The organism is Sphaerisporangium siamense, assembly GCF_014205275.1.
In the GTDB taxonomy this organism is placed as follows: Bacteria; Actinomycetota; Actinomycetes; order Streptosporangiales; family Streptosporangiaceae; genus Sphaerisporangium; species Sphaerisporangium siamense.
On record NZ_JACHND010000001.1, the window covers coordinates 5,550,214 to 5,564,879 of the forward strand.

Consider the following 14,666-nt stretch of genomic DNA (forward strand, 5'->3'; position numbering starts at 1 on the left):
ACCCCGAAAAGGGGCAACCCCGATATTTCGGCCTCTCGCTTTCGGTAAAGTTCGGCGTCATGACGTGGATCTACCTCGCGGTCGGCCTCGCGGTCGCCGGCCTGGTGCCGGTCGCGCTGCTGACCGCGCGGGTGCTGGTGGCCGTACGGGGTCTGACGCGTGAAATCGAACGGACCACGCGGCGTCTGGAATCGGTCAGGCCCGCGGCCACCGCCTCCGCGGGACGTATTGAAGGTCCCGGAGGGGTGAAGTAACCGACCGGGGCAGCGTACGATCGTGCTTAGATTGCACGTCTGTCTGCTTTAAGGATGTGACATGGGTGGATTGGGTGCGCCCGAACTGATCATCATCGGGCTGGTCCTGGTGCTGCTCTTCGGCGCCAAGAAGCTTCCCGACACCGCAAGGGCGCTCGGCCAGTCCCTGCGGCTGTTCAAGAAGGAGACCACCAAGCTCCACGAGGAGGACGACGCCAGGGCCGCGCAGGCCAACACGACCGCCCAGCCCGTGGTCGTCCAGCCGCAGCCCCTGCCGGCCTCGACCCCGTCGGTCGAGGAGCGGCTGCGCCTCCTGGAGGAGGAGAACGCCAAGCTGCGGACCACCTCGCAGGCCCGTCCCACCGACGCGACGGTCAGCGGAGTCCAGAAGGACCAGGGTCACGCCTGAGCCAGGCTCCCGACCCGACCGCTAACCTGACCGCCCGCGAAGACAGGGACGCCGGATGGCACTGCTGAAACGGTCGAGCCCGGCCGGCAAGAGCCAGGCCGAGCCCGATCCCGAGGGGCGCATGCCGCTCATGGACCACCTCCGTGAGCTGCGCAACCGCCTGGTGAAGGCGATGGCCGGCCTGGTCATCGGCACGATCGTCGGTTTCGTGTTCTTCGACCGGCTGTGGGTCTTCATGACCGGGCCCTACTGCCGGCTGCCCCAGGCCCACGAGCTCAAGAACGAGTGCACGCTCGTGGTCCAGGGCGTCTTCGAGGGCTTCATGGTCAACCTGCAGGTCGCCCTCATGTTCGGCGCCGTGGTCTCCGCGCCGATCTGGCTCTACCAGGTCTGGGCCTTCGTCACGCCGGGCCTGTACCGCAACGAGCGGCGTTACTCGATCACGTTCCTCGGGCTGGCCGTGCCGCTGTTCGTGGCGGGAGCCGGCCTCGCCTACATCACGATGGACAAGGGCCTGGCCCTGCTGCTGGGCTTCGCGCCCAACAACGTGATCCCGATGATCACCATGAGCGAGTACGTCGGGTACCTGATGGCCATGCTGGTCATCTTCGGGCTGTCCTTCGAGCTGCCGCTGCTCATGGTCTTCCTGAACCTCATCGGCGTGCTGCGCTTCCACATGGTGCGCAAGCACCAGCGCATGGTCGTGTTCCTGATGTTCCTGTTCGCCGCCGTGGCGACCCCGAGCCAGGACCCGATCACCATGCTGGCGCTCGCGGTGCCCATGGTCGGCATGTTCATGATCGCCGAGGTGTTCATGTACTTCAACGACCGCAAGAGGGAACAGCAGGAGGCCCAGCGTCAGCGCGAGCTCGCCGAGGAGCTCGACGGTCCCGGAGCGAGCGTGGACACCCTGGACTGACCTCTAGATCAACGGGCCATGTCCGGATAGGTTCCGGTAATGGCTGGTGAGCTGGTCCTGCTCGTGAACCCCGCGGCCCGTGGCGGCCGTACCTTGCGCCTGCTCGACTCCGTGGTGCGCCGCCTGCGGGCCGGCGGCCGCCCGGTGTCGGTCGTCGTGGGCGCCGACGCCGGAGACGCCCGCGAACGCGCCCGCGCGGCGGTCGCCGCGGGGCCGGAGGCCCTGGTCGCCTTCGGCGGCGACGGTCTGGTCCACCTGGCCGTCCAGGCGGTCGCCGGCACCGGCGTCCCGCTCGGGGTGATCCCCGCGGGCACCGGCAACGACATCGCCGCCGCCTTCGGCATCCCCCGGGGCGACCTGCTCGCGGCGGCGGACGTCGTCGCGGGCGGCGTGGTCCGGGTGGCCGACCTGGCGCGCACCGACGGCGGTGAATGGTTCGCCGGGGTGATGGCCTGCGGCTTCGACTCCAAGGTCAACGAGCGGGCCAACCGGATGACCGGGCGGCCCGGCGCCGCCCGCTACCTGCTGGCCATGCTGCGCGAGCTGCGCTCCTTCGCGCCCATCCCCTTCACGGTCACCCTCGACGGCGAGACCTCCGCGGGGGAGGCGACGCTGGTCGCCGTCGCCAACACCGGCTCCTACGGCGCCGGCATGCGCGTCTGCCCCCAGGCCGAGCCCGACGACGGCCTGCTCGACGTCCTCACCGTGGGCCCGATGCCCGCGGCGGCGTTCCTGCGCGTCTTCCCCCGCGTCTACCGGGGCACCCACCTCGGCCACCCGGCGATCACCGCCCGCCGCGCCCGCCGCGTCACGCTCGACGCCCCCGGCGTGGTCGCCTACGCCGACGGCGAGCGCCTCGGCCCCCTCCCGCTGACCTGCGAGATCGTCCCCGGCGCCCTGCGCGTTCTCGTCCCGCCCCCGGCCTGAGCGGTGCTGGGCCGGTCCGGACTCGGTCGGGCCGGAAACGTGCTGTCGGTAGGCTGAAGACCATGACGACCCCAGCGGAACGCTACGCCGCCTTCCGTGACAAGCACGCCACCAGCGGTCCCGCCTTCACGTCCTTCCAAGGCCTCTACGACTTCCTGCTCGACGAGTTCCAGATCGACGCCTGCCGGGCGCTGGAGGCGGGGGACGGCGTGCTGGTGGCGGCGCCGACGGGGTCCGGCAAGACCGTCGTGGGGGAGTTCGCCGTCCACCTCGCCCTCGAACAGGGCAGCAAGTGCTTCTACACCACGCCGATCAAGGCGCTGTCCAACCAGAAGTACAACGACCTGGCGCGCCGCTACGGCGCCGCCAAGGTCGGCCTGCTCACCGGCGACAACAGCGTCAACGGCGACGCCCCCATCGTGGTCATGACCACCGAGGTCCTGCGCAACATGCTCTACGCGGGCTCCAGCACGCTCGCCGGGCTCAGCCACGTGGTCATGGACGAGGTCCACTACCTCGCCGACCGGTTCCGCGGCGCCGTCTGGGAAGAGGTGATCATCCACCTCCCCGAGTCGGTGCGGGTCGTGGCCCTGTCGGCGACGGTCAGCAACGCCGAGGAGTTCGGCGAGTGGCTGGGCGAGGTGCGCGGCGACACCACGGTGATCGTCGACGAGCACCGTCCGGTGCCGCTCTGGCAGCACATGCTGGTCGGCGACCGCCTGTACGACCTGTTCGTGGACGAGGACAACCGGCCCCGCATCAACCCCTCGCTGATGCGCATCTCGCGCGACGAGCAGCGCCTGGCCCAGGCCCGCGGCCGGCGCGGGTACACCCGGCCGCGCCGCGGCGCCGGCATGGTCAGCCGGTCCGACGCGATCGAGAAGCTCGACTCCGAGGGCCTGCTGCCCGCGATCACCTTCATCTTCTCCCGCGCCGGGTGCGACGCCGCCGTCCTGCAGTGCCTGCACGCCGGGATCCGCCTCACCACCGACGGCGAGCGCCACGAGATCCGCCAGATCGTGGACGAGCGCACCGCCCACCTGCCCGACGAGGACCTCGCCGTGCTCGGGTACCTGGAGTGGCGCGACTGCCTGGAGCGCGGCCTGGCCGCCCACCACGCGGGCATGCTCCCCGCCTTCAAGGAGGTCGTCGAGGAGCTGTTCACCCGCGGCCTGGTGAAGGCGGTGTTCGCCACCGAGACCCTCGCCCTCGGCATCAACATGCCCGCGCGCTCGGTGGTGATCGAGAAGCTCGACAAGTGGAACGGCGAGACCCACGCCGACCTCACCCCGGGCGAGTACACCCAGCTCACCGGGCGTGCCGGGCGGCGCGGCATCGACGTCGAGGGCCACGCCGTGGTGGCCTGGCAGCCGGGCATCGACCCGGTGGCCGTGGCGGGCCTGGCCAGCACCCGCACCTACCCGCTGCGCTCCAGCTTCCGCCCGTCCTACAACATGGCGGTCAACCTGGTCGGCCAGGTCGGCAGGGAGCGGGCCCGCACCCTGCTGGAGGCGTCCTTCGCCCAGTTCCAGGCCGACCGCGCCGTGGTCGGCATCGCCAAGCAGCTCCGGCGCGCCGAAGAGGCCCTGGAGGGCTACGCCGAGGCGATGACCTGCCACCTGGGCGACTTCCAGGAGTACGCGGGCATGCGCAGGGAGCTGTCGGACCGCGAGAGCGACCTGTCGCGCCAGCGCGGCACGGCGCGGCGCGCCCAGGCCGTCCGCTCGCTGGAGGCGCTGAAGCCCGGCGACGTGATCCGCGTCCCCGGCGGGCGGCGGGCCGGGCTGGCCGTCATCCTGGACCCGGGCCTGACCATGCGCACCGAGGGGCCCTCGCCGCTGGTGCTGACCATCGGCAAGCAGGTCAAGCGGCTGTCGGCGGCCGACTTCCCCGTGCCCGTCGAGCCGGTGGAACGGCTGCGCATCCCCAAGGGGTTCAACCCGCGGGCGCCCAAGGACCGCGCCAACCTGGTCGCCACCCTGCACGCCAAGATCGGCGACCGCGACCTCGGCCGCCCCGTGCGGGTCCGCGACCACGAGGCCGACACCGCCGCCCGCGGCGCCACCCCCGGCACCCCCGAGTGGGAGATCGCCGAGCTGCGCCGCAAACTGCGCGCCCACCCCTGCCACGGCTGCGCCGAGCGCGAGGACCACGCCCGCTGGGCCGAGCGCTACCACAAGCTGCTGCGCGAGACCGACGGGCTGCGGCGGCGCGTGGAGAGCCGCTCCCACGTGATCGCGCGCACCTTCGACCGGGTGTGCGGGGTGCTCGACCAGCTCGGCTACCTGGACGGCGAGACCGTCACCATCGAGGGCCGCCGCCTGGCCCAGCTCTACACCGAGCTGGACCTGCTCACCGCCGAGTGCCTGCGCGCCGGCATCTGGGAGGAGCTGCCCCCCGCGGAGCTGGCCGCGTGCGTGTCCTCGCTGGTGTTCGAGTCGCGGCAGGCCGACGACGCGCGCCCGCCCAAGATCCCCGCCGGGGCCGCCAAGGAGTCGCTGGCCGCGATGGTCCGCATCTTCGCCGAGCTGGAGGACATCGAGCGCGACCACGGCCTGTCGTTCGTCCGCGAGCCCGACCTGGGGTTCGCCTGGGCGGCGTTCCGCTGGGCCAAGGGCCACAGCCTCGACGCCGTGCTCACCGACGGCGAGCTGGCCGCCGGAGACTTCGTGCGCTGGGTCAAGCAGCTCATCGACCTGCTCGACCAGATCAGCAAGGCCGCCCCCAAGAGCGGCAAGGTGCGGCAGAACGCCTCCAAGGCCATCGACGCGCTGCGCCGCGGCGTCGTCGCCTACTCCTCGGTGGCCTGACCCCCGGGGCCGGCGGTTCGCGGCGCCGCCGGTCACGCCACGGTGAAGCGGACCTCCCGGGTCGCCACGTCGGCCCGGGTGAGCCGCGCCTCCACCCGCGCGCCGAGACGCAGCCCGTCGCCGTCGCACCGGGCGACCACCGCCGGGTCGGCCACCTGCACCAGGCCCCCCGGCCTGTCCTCCTCGACGTCCACCACGACCGCGCCGAAGGTCTGCCCGACCCGGTCGCGCAGCACGAACGCCTCCACCAGGTCCACGCACGCCCGGTCCGCGGCGGCGGCGCGCCGCCCGCCGCCCGCCATGAGCGCGGGCAGCTCGGCCAGCGCCTCCTGAACCGGCTCGGGCACCGGCACGCCCGCCGCGACCGCCAGGCACACCTCGGTGGCGTACCGGTCGGCCAGGCGGCGCAGCGGCGCGGTGACGTGCGCGTACGGCGCGGCCACCGCGGCGTGCGCGGCGTCCTTCGGCGGCTCGCCGTTGAAGGCGGTGTAGGCGGCGCCGCGCAGCAGCACGGTGGACTCGTGCAGGAACGCGGCGTTGCGGGGCACCGAGGGGTCCAGCCCGTGGACGACCTCGCCGAAGGAGGCCGAGGCCGGCCAGGGCACGCCGAGCGCCTCGGCGATCCTGCGCACCCGGGCGACCGTGTCGGGCGGGGCGGCCGGCAGCGTGCGCAGCACGCCGATCTCGGCGTCCAGCATCATGGACGCCGCCGCCATGCCCGTCATCAGGGAGATCTGCGCGTTCCACGCCTCGGCGGGCAGCGGGCAGCGGAACTCCAGGCGGTAGCCGTCCCCGTGCGGGACGACCTCCTGCTCGGGGGTGGGCAGCGTGACCCCGCCGCGGGCCCGTTCCAGCTCCAGGCGCAGCGAGCCGACCACGGGCAGCAGCCGCAGCGTGCCGTCGGCGGTGCCGGTGTCCACGGCGGCCTGCGCGTAGTCGTAGTCCAGCCGCTCCCGGCTGCGCACCAGCGCCCTGCTCACGTCCGCGCCCACCACGGCGCCGCCGGAGTCGAGGTCCAGGCACCACAGGGCCGCGGGCCGCGTCACGCCCGGCAGCAGGCTGGCGGCCCCCTCCGACAGCACGGCCGGGTGCAGGGGGACGCGCCCGTCCGGCAGGTAGACGGTCTCGACGCGCCGCCGGGCCTCGGCGTCGATCACGCCGCCCGGCGGCACGAACGCGGCGACGTCGGCGATGGCGTACCACACCCGGTAGCCCTCTCCGCGCTGCTCCAGGCACAGCGCCTGGTCCAGGTCCATGGAGCCCGGCGGGTCGATGGTCAGCAGCGGCAGGTCGGTGCGGTCGGCGGGCTCGGGCGCCTCGGCCAGGCCGCGCCGCGCGCCAGGGTCGGTGTGCGCGGTGTACGGGGCCGCGCCGGCGACACGGCGGGCCTCCTCCACCACCGGCCCGGGGAACGCGTCCGGCAGCTCCATCTCGGCGCGGATGCGGTCGAAGCCCTCGGCGAGCTTCGGCGCGCCGGACACGTGAATCGCTTTGGGAGGCACATCCGGATCCTAGGGGGAGCGGGCGCGCGGGTCGTCAGCGGGCGAGCGCGGCCAGCAGGCGGTTCAGCGGCCCGTTCAGGTCGTAGCGGTCGGCGAGGGCCACCAGCGCCTCCGGGTCGCGCGGCTTCTCCGGCAGGGTCATGTCCACCGGGGGCAGCGGCGCGTCGTGGGCCACCTTGACCACGGCCGGCGCCACGTCCAGGTAGTCGCGCGCCTTGATGAGCTTGGCGCGGCTGCCGGCGGGGAAGCCGTCGGTGACGCCCTCGTCCAGCGCGGCCAGCAGGTCCTCCAGGGACCCGAACCGGGTGATCAGCGCGGACGCCGTCTTGTCGCCCACGCCCGGCACGCCCGGCAGGCCGTCGCTGGGGTCCCCGCGCAGGGTGGCGAAGTCGGCGTAGGCGCGGCCGGGGATGCCGTACTTGGCGGTGACCTCGGCCTCGTCGACGGTCTGCAGGTTGCGGATGCCCTTGACCGTGTAGAGCACCCGGCAGGGGCGCGCGTCGTCCACGAGCTGGAACAGATCGCGGTCGCCGGTGACGATGTCGACCGCGCCGGCGGCGCCGGCGGCGTAGGTGCCGATGACGTCGTCGGCCTCGTAGCCGGGCACGCCGACGCGGGCGACGCCGACCGCGTCCAGCACCGCCTCGATGACCGGGACCTGCGGGGCCAGCGTGTCCGGCACCTGCTCCTCGTCGCCCTCGGCGACCCGGTGCGCCTTGTAGGACGGGATGGCGGCGACCCGGAACGCCGGTCGCCAGTCGGCGTCCATGCACGCCACCAGCTCGCCGGGGGAATGGCCGCGCACCAGGGTGGCGATCATGTCGATCAGCCCGCGCACGGCGTTGACCGGCATGCCGTCCGGCGCGGTCATCGACTCCGGGACTCCGTAGAACGCGCGGAAGTACAACGACGGGGTGTCGAGAAGCATCAGCCCAGGCATGGGCCCATCCTCCCAGCAGCACCGCCCGGCCCGGGCCGCCGTCCCCGGCGGGTGCGGACAGAGAGATCGGTGTGGCATAGATTGGGTGCCGTGACAACGACGTCCTCAGATGACCTTTTCCCGGTGTCCCGTCTCGCGGCCGTGCGCGAGGCCGCCGGGACGGCCGGGGTCGGCGCCCTGCTGCTCACCCCCGGACCTGACCTGCGCTACGTCACCGGATACGACGCGCTGCCGCTGGAGCGGCTCACCTGCCTGGTGGTGCCCGCGGACGGCGAGGCGTTCCTCGTGGTGCCGCGGCTGGAGCTGCCCGCCGCCGAGCACTCCCCGGCCGCGCGCCTTGGGCTTGAGTTCGTCGCCTGGGACGAGACCGACGACCCGTACGCGCTGGTCGCCCGCCGCCTCGGCTCCCCGTCCGTCGTCGCCCTCGCCGACCGCATGTGGGCCATGCAGTCCCTGCGGTTCCGCGCGGCCCTGCCGGGCGCCGAGCAGGTGCTCGCCGGGTCGGTGCTCGGGCGGCTGCGCGTGCGCAAGAGCCCCGCCGAGGTCGCGGCCCTGCGCGAGGCGGGCGCCGCCATCGACGCCGTCCACGCGCAGGTGCCCGGGTTCCTGCGGGCCGGGCGCACCGAGCGCGAGGTCGGCAGGGACATCGCCGAGGCGATCCTCGCCGCCGGCCACTCCACCGTCGACTTCGTCATCGTCGGCTCCGGCCCCAACGGCGCCAGCCCGCACCACGAGCTGTCCGACCGGGTGATTCAGCCCGGCGACCCCGTGGTGGTGGACATCGGCGGGCAGATGCCGAGCGGGTACTGCTCGGACTCCACCCGCGTCTACTGCGTGGGCGAGCCGCCCGCCGGGTTCGCCGAGTACTACGAGGTGCTGCGCCGCGCCCAGGACGCCGCGTGCGCCGCCGTGCGCCCCGGCGTGCCGTGCGAGTCCGTCGACGCCGCCGCGCGCGAGATCATCGCCGAGGCCGGCCACGGCGAGCACTTCATCCACCGCACCGGCCACGGCATCGGCCTGGAGACCCACGAGGACCCCTACATCGTCAGCGGCAACACCGCGCCGCTGGCCCCCGGGTTCGCCTTCTCGGTCGAGCCCGGCATCTACCTGCCCTCCCGGCACGGCGCCCGCATCGAGGACATCGTCGTGTGCACCGAAACCGGCGGCGAGCGTCTCAACGACCGGCCGCGCGAGCTCGTCGTAGTCTGATCCCATGGCCGTGCGCGCCACGCGGGGCGATCCCTTCGCGCGGCGCGTCCCCGGCCACCACCCCCCAGGCCAGACCTCTGCGATCCGGAGTGACTAGATGGCGGTCGACCGCGCCCTGCCCACCCCCGAGGCCCACGATCTGCTCGACCTGGTGCGAGACCTCATCGCCAAGGAGGTCGCCCCGCGGGCGGCCGGTGACGAGGCCGAGGGCCGCTTCCCCCGCGAGGTGTTCGCCACGCTCGGCCGCAGCGGCCTGCTCGGCCTGCCCTACCCCGAGGAGTACGGCGGCGCCGCCCAGCCCCAGGAGGTCTACCTCCAGGTCGTCGAGGAACTGGCCGCGGCCTTCCTCGCCGTCGGCCTCGGCCTGTCGGTGCACACCCTGTCGTGCTTCCCCGTGGCCTCCTACGCCCGCGAGGAGGTCAGGGCCGCCCTGCTGCCCGGCATGCTCGGCGGCGAGCTGCTCGGCGCGTACTGCCTGTCGGAGCCGCAGTCGGGCTCGGACGCCGCCGCGCTCGCCACCCGGGCCGGCCGCGCGCCCGAGGGCGGCTACGAGCTGAACGGCGTCAAGGCGTGGACCACCCACGGCGGCGCGGCCGACTTCTACACCCTGATGGCCCGCACCTCCGACGGCGGGGCGCGCGGCATCTCCTGCTTCCACGTGCCCGCCACCGCGCCGGGGCTGTCGTTCGGCCGCCCGGAGCGCAAGATGGGCATGCGCTCCTCGCCGACCGCGCAGGTCCGCCTGGACGGGGTGCGGCTGGGCGAGGACGCGCTGATCGGCGCCGAGGGGGAGGGCTTCCGCATCGCCATGGCCGCCCTGGACGGCGGCCGGCTCGGCATCGCCGCCTGCGCGGTCGGCGTCGCCCAGGCCGCCCTGGACGCCGCCTCCTCCTACGCCCGCGAGCGCCGCCAGTTCGGCTCGCGCATCGCCGACTTCCAGGGCGTCGGCTTCATGCTCGCCGACATGGCCACCCAGGTCGCCGCCGCCCGCTCCCTGTACCTCGACGCCGCGCGGCTGCGCGACGCCGGGCGCCCGTACGGCCCGCGGGCCGCGATGGCCAAGCTCTTCGCCACCGACGCCGCCATGAAGGTCACCACCGACGCGGTGCAGATCTTCGGCGGGTACGGCTACGTCGAGGACTTCCCGGTCGAGCGGTACATGCGCGAGGCGAAGGTCCTGCAGATCGTCGAGGGCACCAACCAGATCCAGCGCCTGGTGATCAGCCGCGCCCTCGGCAAGGGCGAACCGGTGTGACGCGGTCGGGCGCGGCTGGCTAGCCGTTGAGCAGCTTCTCCAGGCGCTTGATCACCGGGCGCCACGTGACGGGGAGGGTGTAGCGGACCACGCTCTTGCCGTGGTAGGTGAGCGTGTACTTGTACAGGTCGGCCCCCGGCGGCTGGGTCTGGGAGCGTCCCAGCTTGAGCCGCTTCAGGTCGGCGCGGAGCTTGCGCAGGTCCGTCCCGGTCAGGCAGCGCTTGACGGCCGGGGCGGACCGGTGGGTGAGCCGGGTGCAGCCGTCGGTGTAGACGACCACCAGGTCGTCCACGCCGATGAAGCCGCCCTGCCGCCGCAGCTTCACCAGGGTCTTCACCCGCGGCTTGACCAGGGACGCGGCGGTCGCGGCGGACGTCGTCGTGGACGCGGACGCCGTGGACCGAGTGGACACAGGGGACGCGGGGAGCGCCGCGGTCGCGGAGGCGGCCGTGGGCGTCCCGCCGGGCGGGGTCTCCGCCAGGGACGGGGTCGCGCCCGTGACCGCCACCGGGACGAGCGCCGAGATCAACGCGATACGCCAGATTCTCATGACCCTTTTAACGTACTCCGGGCCCGGACGGCTCACCGGTGTTTCGCGCGACCCGTCCGGGGACGGACACCGGACGGGCGCCGGGGCGCGGGGGAGACCGGTGGGTAGGGTGGGGGCGTAGCGTGAGATGCCCAGGCGACGGAGGTACGGCGATGGGTGACAGGCCGGTCAGGATTCCCGGGCCCGACCACCCGATCACGGTCGAGCGGAACCCCGCCCGCGTCGTGGTGACGCTCGGCGGGCGCGTGCTCGCCGACACCAAGGACGCGCTGACGCTGCGCGAGGCGAGCTACCCGCCCGTGCAGTACATCCCGCGCAAGGACGTCGACATGGGGCGGCTCGAACCCACCGACCACCACACGTACTGCCCCTACAAGGGCGACGCCTCCTACTTCAGCCTTCCCGAGGGCGGCGAGCGCGGGGCCAACGCCGTCTGGAGCTACCAGACGCCGTACGAGGCGGTCGGCGAGATCGAGGGGCACCTCGCCTTCTACCCCGACCGCGTGGACGCGATCGAGGAACGGGACGCCCCTCCGGCATAGTTCCCGGCGAACCCCGGCCCCAAGGCGCGCGGGCTCCAGTCGCGGGGGACGAAGGCGCGGTCCCGAGATGAGCGGTTCCGGGGGGTGCGCGCTCTCTTCCTGGGCCTACGGGTCCGTGGCGCACGGTCTCTGGGATGCCGGGACCCGCGGTGGTCAGTGGACGGCCTCCAGGATGGTCGCGTTGGCCAGGCCGCCGGCCTCGCACATCGTCTGCAGGCCGTAGCGGGCGCCGCGGCGGCGCATGGCGTGGACCAGCGTGGTCATGATGCGCGCGCCGCTGGCGCCGAGCGGGTGGCCGAGGGCGATCGCGCCGCCGTCGGCGTTGACCTTCGCCGGGTCGGCGCCGGTCTCCTGCTCCCAGGCCAGCACGACCGAGGCGAAGGCCTCGTTGACCTCGAACAGGTCGATGTCGCCGAGCCGCAGCCCGGCCCGGCGCAGGACCTTCTCGGTGGCCGGGATCACGCCGGTCAGCATCAGCAGCGGGTCGGAGCCGGTGACGGCGAAGGAGTGCAGGCGCGCCAGCGGGCGCAGCCCGAGGCGGGCGGCGGTGTCGGTGGTCGTGATCAGCAGGGCGGCGGCGCCGTCGTTGATCGGGCTGCTGTTGCCCGCGGTCACCGACCACTCGATCTGCGGGAACCGCTCGGCGTATCCGGGCTCGGCGAAGGCGGGCCGCAGCGCGGCCAGGGCCGCCATGCCGGTGCCGGGCCGCACCGACTCGTCGCCGCGCACGCCGCCGATCGGCGCGATCTCCTCGTCGAAGAGCCCGGCCGCGTGCGCGGCGGCGGCCCGGGTGTGCGATTCGAGCGCGAAGGCGTCCATGCGCTCGCGGCTCAGCGACCACTTGGCGGCGATCAGCTCGGCGCTGACTCCCTGCGGGACCAGGCCGTCGGGGAAGCGCGCGGCCACGCCGGGGCCGAACGGGTCGGAGCCCGGCGGGACGTTGGACCACATGGGCACCCGGCTCATCGACTCCACCCCGCACGCCACGACCAGGTCGTAGGCGCCGGAGATCACGCCCTGGGCGGCGAAGTGGACGGCCTGCTGGGAGGACCCGCACTGGCGGTCCACGGTGACGGCGGGCACCGTGTCGGGGAACCCGGCGGAGAGCCAGGCGTACCGGGTGGTGTTCATGGCCTGCTCGGCGACCTGGTCGACGCAGCCGCCGATCACGTCGTCGATCAGGGCGGGGTCGACGCCCGCGCGGTCGATCAGGGCCTTGAGGGTGTGGGCGAGCAGGTCGACGGGGTGGATCCCGGCGAGCGCGCCGCCGGGCTTGCCCTTGCCGATGGGGGTGCGCACGGCCTGCACGATCACGGCGTCACGCATCGCGGCCTCCACTAGGTTGGAAAACTGGACCCACTGTAACCCTGGTAAGTTGGATATTCCAACCCACTAGGGGAGGTGTGACCGTGCCCACACCCGCGCCGTCCCGGCCGCCGGACGGCCCGCGGCCCGCCGTCCGGGCCGACTCGCGCCCCTGCTCGATCGCCGACGCCCTGAGCGTGGTCGGCGAGAAGTACTCCCTGCTCGTGCTGCGCGAGGTGTTCCTCGGCGTGCGCCGCTTCGACGCCATCGCGCGCAACGTCGGCGCCCCGCGCGACGTCCTGGCCGCCCGCCTGCGCCGCCTCACCGAGGGCGGCGTGCTGAAGAAGGTCCTCTACAGCGAGCGCCCCGCGCGCCACGAGTACCGCCTCACCGCGGCGGGCCGCGAGCTGGAACCGGTCCTGCTGCTGCTGCGCCAGTGGGGCGACCGGCACCTGACCGACCGCCCCCCGGTGGTCGTGGAGCACTCCTGCGGCGCCGACCTGGACCCCGTCGTGCTCTGCCGCGTGTGCGGCGCCGCCGCGGCCGGTTCCTCGCGCGTGCATGTCACGATCCCCGGCTGGACCGTCACCGGCCCGGTGGAGGAGCCGCCGGCGGGCTGACCCGGCCCGGAAGGCCCGCCGCCGCGCCGGCGACGGGCCTCGGTCGTCAGTCGGCGTCGCCGATCTCGATCATCACCTGGTCCAGGGACTTGCGGGTCAGGTCGGGCACCTCGCAGTCGGGGGCGGGGTAGCCGACCGGGATGACGGCGAAGGCCTTCTCGTTGACCGGGCGCTCCAGGAGCTCTCCGAGGAAGCGCATCGGGCTCGGGGTGTGGATCAGGGCCGCCAGGCCCGACAGGTGCAGCGCGGTCAGCAGCATGCCCACCGCGATGCCGACCGACTCGTTGACGTAGTAGTGCTTGCGGGTCGAGCCGTCGGGGGCCAGGTAGTAGCGCTGCTGGAACACCACGATCAGGTGGGGGGCCTCGGTGAGGTGGGTCTTGACCTCGTCGGTGCCGAGCGGGCGCAGGGCCTCCAGCCACTCGTCGCCGAGCCGCCCCGCGTAGGCCTCGCGCTCCTCCTCCTCGGCGGCCTCCCGGATGCGCCGGCGCGCATCCGGGTCGGTGACGTGCACGAACGTCCAGGGCTGCTGGTGGGCGCCGGACGGCGCGGTGGCGGCGACGGCGATGGCGTCGCGCACCGCCTGCGCGGGCACGGGGTCGGGGGAGAACTGGCGGACGGTGCGCCGCTCCTCCATGCGGCGGCGCAGCGTGGCGGCGGTGGTCAGCGTCTCCTGCTCGGGCAGCCGGGGTGGCCGGTAGCCGACGGAGCGGTAGGGCTTGCCATGGATGGGTTCCCAGGCCGTCGTAGTCATACGGTGATCGTAAGGACGCCGGTCGGCAGATCGCCAGATATGCCCATACAGCGGAAAATCGGGCCTTGGACGCGCGGTGCGGCCCCCCATGCGGACGGCGGGCGCGGCGGCCGGACGGGCGGCGCCGGCCGCGACCATGCCGTGACCGCGGGGGCGTGACGAAACCGCCGGAAAGGGCGCTACCGTTTACGGAGTGGAGGACATCGATCGCCGGATCGTGACGCTGCTGGCCCGGGACGGCCGCATGAGCTTCACCGATCTCGCCAGAGAGACCGGCCTGTCGGTCTCGGCCGTTCACCAGCGGGTGCGCAGGCTCGAGAAGCGCGGCGTGATCAGGAGCTACGCGGCGCTGATCGATCACGACGCGGTCGGTCTCCCGCTCACGGCGTTCGTCTCGATCAAGCCGATCGACCCCTCGGCCCCCGACGACGCCCCCGAGCGGCTGGAGCACCTCACCGCGATCGAGGCCTGCCACAGCGTCGCGGGGGACGAGAGCTACATCCTGAAGGTGCGGGTGCCCTCGCCGAACGCGCTCGAACTGCTGCTCCAGCAGATCCGCGCCGCGGCCAACGTGGCCACCCGCACCACGATCGTGCTCAGCACCCCGTACGAGTACCGCACCCCGGACCTCACGGGGGACGCCTCCTAGAAGGCGCCCCCCGGGGCGTCA

15 protein-coding genes are annotated in these 14,666 nt (G+C 73.5%); 10 read left to right on the forward strand and 5 right to left on the reverse strand.

Going from position 1 to position 14,666, the window contains the following annotated elements:
• Nucleotides 1-59: 59 nt before the first annotated feature.
• The 5 genes from BJ982_RS25515 to BJ982_RS25535 all read left to right on the forward strand — a co-directional run bounded on the left by BJ982_RS25515 (nucleotide 60) and on the right by BJ982_RS25535 (nucleotide 5,319).
• On the forward strand, nucleotides 60-254 hold the full coding sequence (locus BJ982_RS25515) for a hypothetical protein (protein ID WP_184884086.1): 195 nt from the start codon (nucleotides 60-62) through the stop codon (nucleotides 252-254).
• A gap of 61 nt (nucleotides 255-315) precedes the next feature.
• Nucleotides 316-663 (forward strand): Sec-independent protein translocase subunit TatA, encoded by a 348-nt coding sequence (gene tatA / locus BJ982_RS25520; protein WP_184884088.1) that lies wholly within the window; start codon nucleotides 316-318, stop codon nucleotides 661-663.
• Between the two features lie 55 nt (nucleotides 664-718).
• Complete coding sequence (tatC, locus tag BJ982_RS25525; protein ID WP_184884091.1) at nucleotides 719-1,582, forward strand: twin-arginine translocase subunit TatC; 864 nt, start codon at nucleotides 719-721, stop codon at nucleotides 1,580-1,582.
• A gap of 39 nt (nucleotides 1,583-1,621) precedes the next feature.
• Entirely contained in the window at nucleotides 1,622-2,509 is an 888-nt protein-coding gene (locus BJ982_RS25530; RefSeq protein ID WP_184884094.1) for a YegS/Rv2252/BmrU family lipid kinase, read from the forward strand.
• Nucleotides 2,510-2,571: 62 nt separating this feature from the next.
• Entirely contained in the window at nucleotides 2,572-5,319 is a 2,748-nt protein-coding gene (locus BJ982_RS25535) for a DEAD/DEAH box helicase (RefSeq protein ID WP_184884096.1), read from the forward strand.
• Nucleotides 5,320-5,351: 32 nt separating this feature from the next.
• Here the strand turns inward: BJ982_RS25535 and BJ982_RS25540 are convergent, their stop codons facing one another.
• Nucleotides 5,352-6,821: an RNB domain-containing ribonuclease gene (locus BJ982_RS25540; protein ID WP_239122604.1), complete on the reverse strand. Its 1,470-nt coding sequence runs from the start codon at nucleotides 6,819-6,821 to the stop codon at nucleotides 5,352-5,354.
• Nucleotides 6,822-6,855: 34 nt separating this feature from the next.
• Nucleotides 6,856-7,761: a 5'-3' exonuclease gene (locus tag BJ982_RS25545; protein ID WP_184884099.1), complete on the reverse strand. Its 906-nt coding sequence runs from the start codon at nucleotides 7,759-7,761 to the stop codon at nucleotides 6,856-6,858.
• Between the two features lie 123 nt (nucleotides 7,762-7,884).
• Between BJ982_RS25545 and BJ982_RS25550 the strand changes: the two genes are divergently transcribed.
• Both BJ982_RS25550 and BJ982_RS25555 read left to right on the forward strand, forming a co-directional pair.
• Nucleotides 7,885-8,970 (forward strand): M24 family metallopeptidase, encoded by a 1,086-nt coding sequence (locus BJ982_RS25550; protein WP_239122605.1) that lies wholly within the window; start codon nucleotides 7,885-7,887, stop codon nucleotides 8,968-8,970.
• 97 nt (nucleotides 8,971-9,067) lie between these two features.
• Entirely contained in the window at nucleotides 9,068-10,225 is a 1,158-nt protein-coding gene (locus tag BJ982_RS25555) for an acyl-CoA dehydrogenase family protein (protein ID WP_184884102.1), read from the forward strand.
• 19 nt (nucleotides 10,226-10,244) lie between these two features.
• On the opposite strand, the gene BJ982_RS25560 is transcribed toward BJ982_RS25555, so the two are convergent.
• Nucleotides 10,245-10,775, reverse strand: a complete 531-nt coding sequence (locus tag BJ982_RS25560; RefSeq protein WP_184884104.1) for a hypothetical protein — start codon at nucleotides 10,773-10,775, stop codon at nucleotides 10,245-10,247.
• A 152-nt stretch (nucleotides 10,776-10,927) separates the two neighbouring features.
• Here BJ982_RS25560 and BJ982_RS25565 point away from each other — a divergent pair, with 152 nt between their 5' ends.
• Nucleotides 10,928-11,317 carry a DUF427 domain-containing protein gene (locus BJ982_RS25565; RefSeq protein WP_184884106.1) on the forward strand — a complete coding sequence of 130 codons (390 nt, stop codon included), beginning with the start codon at nucleotides 10,928-10,930 and terminating at the stop codon, nucleotides 11,315-11,317.
• A gap of 153 nt (nucleotides 11,318-11,470) precedes the next feature.
• On the opposite strand, the gene BJ982_RS25570 is transcribed toward BJ982_RS25565, so the two are convergent.
• Nucleotides 11,471-12,643: a thiolase family protein gene (locus BJ982_RS25570; RefSeq protein ID WP_184884108.1), complete on the reverse strand. Its 1,173-nt coding sequence runs from the start codon at nucleotides 12,641-12,643 to the stop codon at nucleotides 11,471-11,473.
• 83 nt (nucleotides 12,644-12,726) lie between these two features.
• Here BJ982_RS25570 and BJ982_RS25575 point away from each other — a divergent pair, with 83 nt between their 5' ends.
• Complete coding sequence (locus BJ982_RS25575) at nucleotides 12,727-13,242, forward strand: winged helix-turn-helix transcriptional regulator (RefSeq protein ID WP_184884110.1); 516 nt, start codon at nucleotides 12,727-12,729, stop codon at nucleotides 13,240-13,242.
• Nucleotides 13,243-13,288: 46 nt separating this feature from the next.
• On the opposite strand, the gene BJ982_RS25580 is transcribed toward BJ982_RS25575, so the two are convergent.
• A complete protein-coding gene (locus tag BJ982_RS25580) occupies nucleotides 13,289-13,996 on the reverse strand; it encodes a nitroreductase family protein (protein ID WP_184884112.1) in 708 nt (235 codons plus the stop codon).
• 193 nt (nucleotides 13,997-14,189) lie between these two features.
• On the opposite strand from BJ982_RS25580, the gene BJ982_RS25585 reads away from it, so the two are divergent.
• Nucleotides 14,190-14,645: an Lrp/AsnC family transcriptional regulator gene (locus BJ982_RS25585; protein ID WP_184617523.1), complete on the forward strand. Its 456-nt coding sequence runs from the start codon at nucleotides 14,190-14,192 to the stop codon at nucleotides 14,643-14,645.
• Nucleotides 14,646-14,666: the final 21 nt, after the last annotated feature.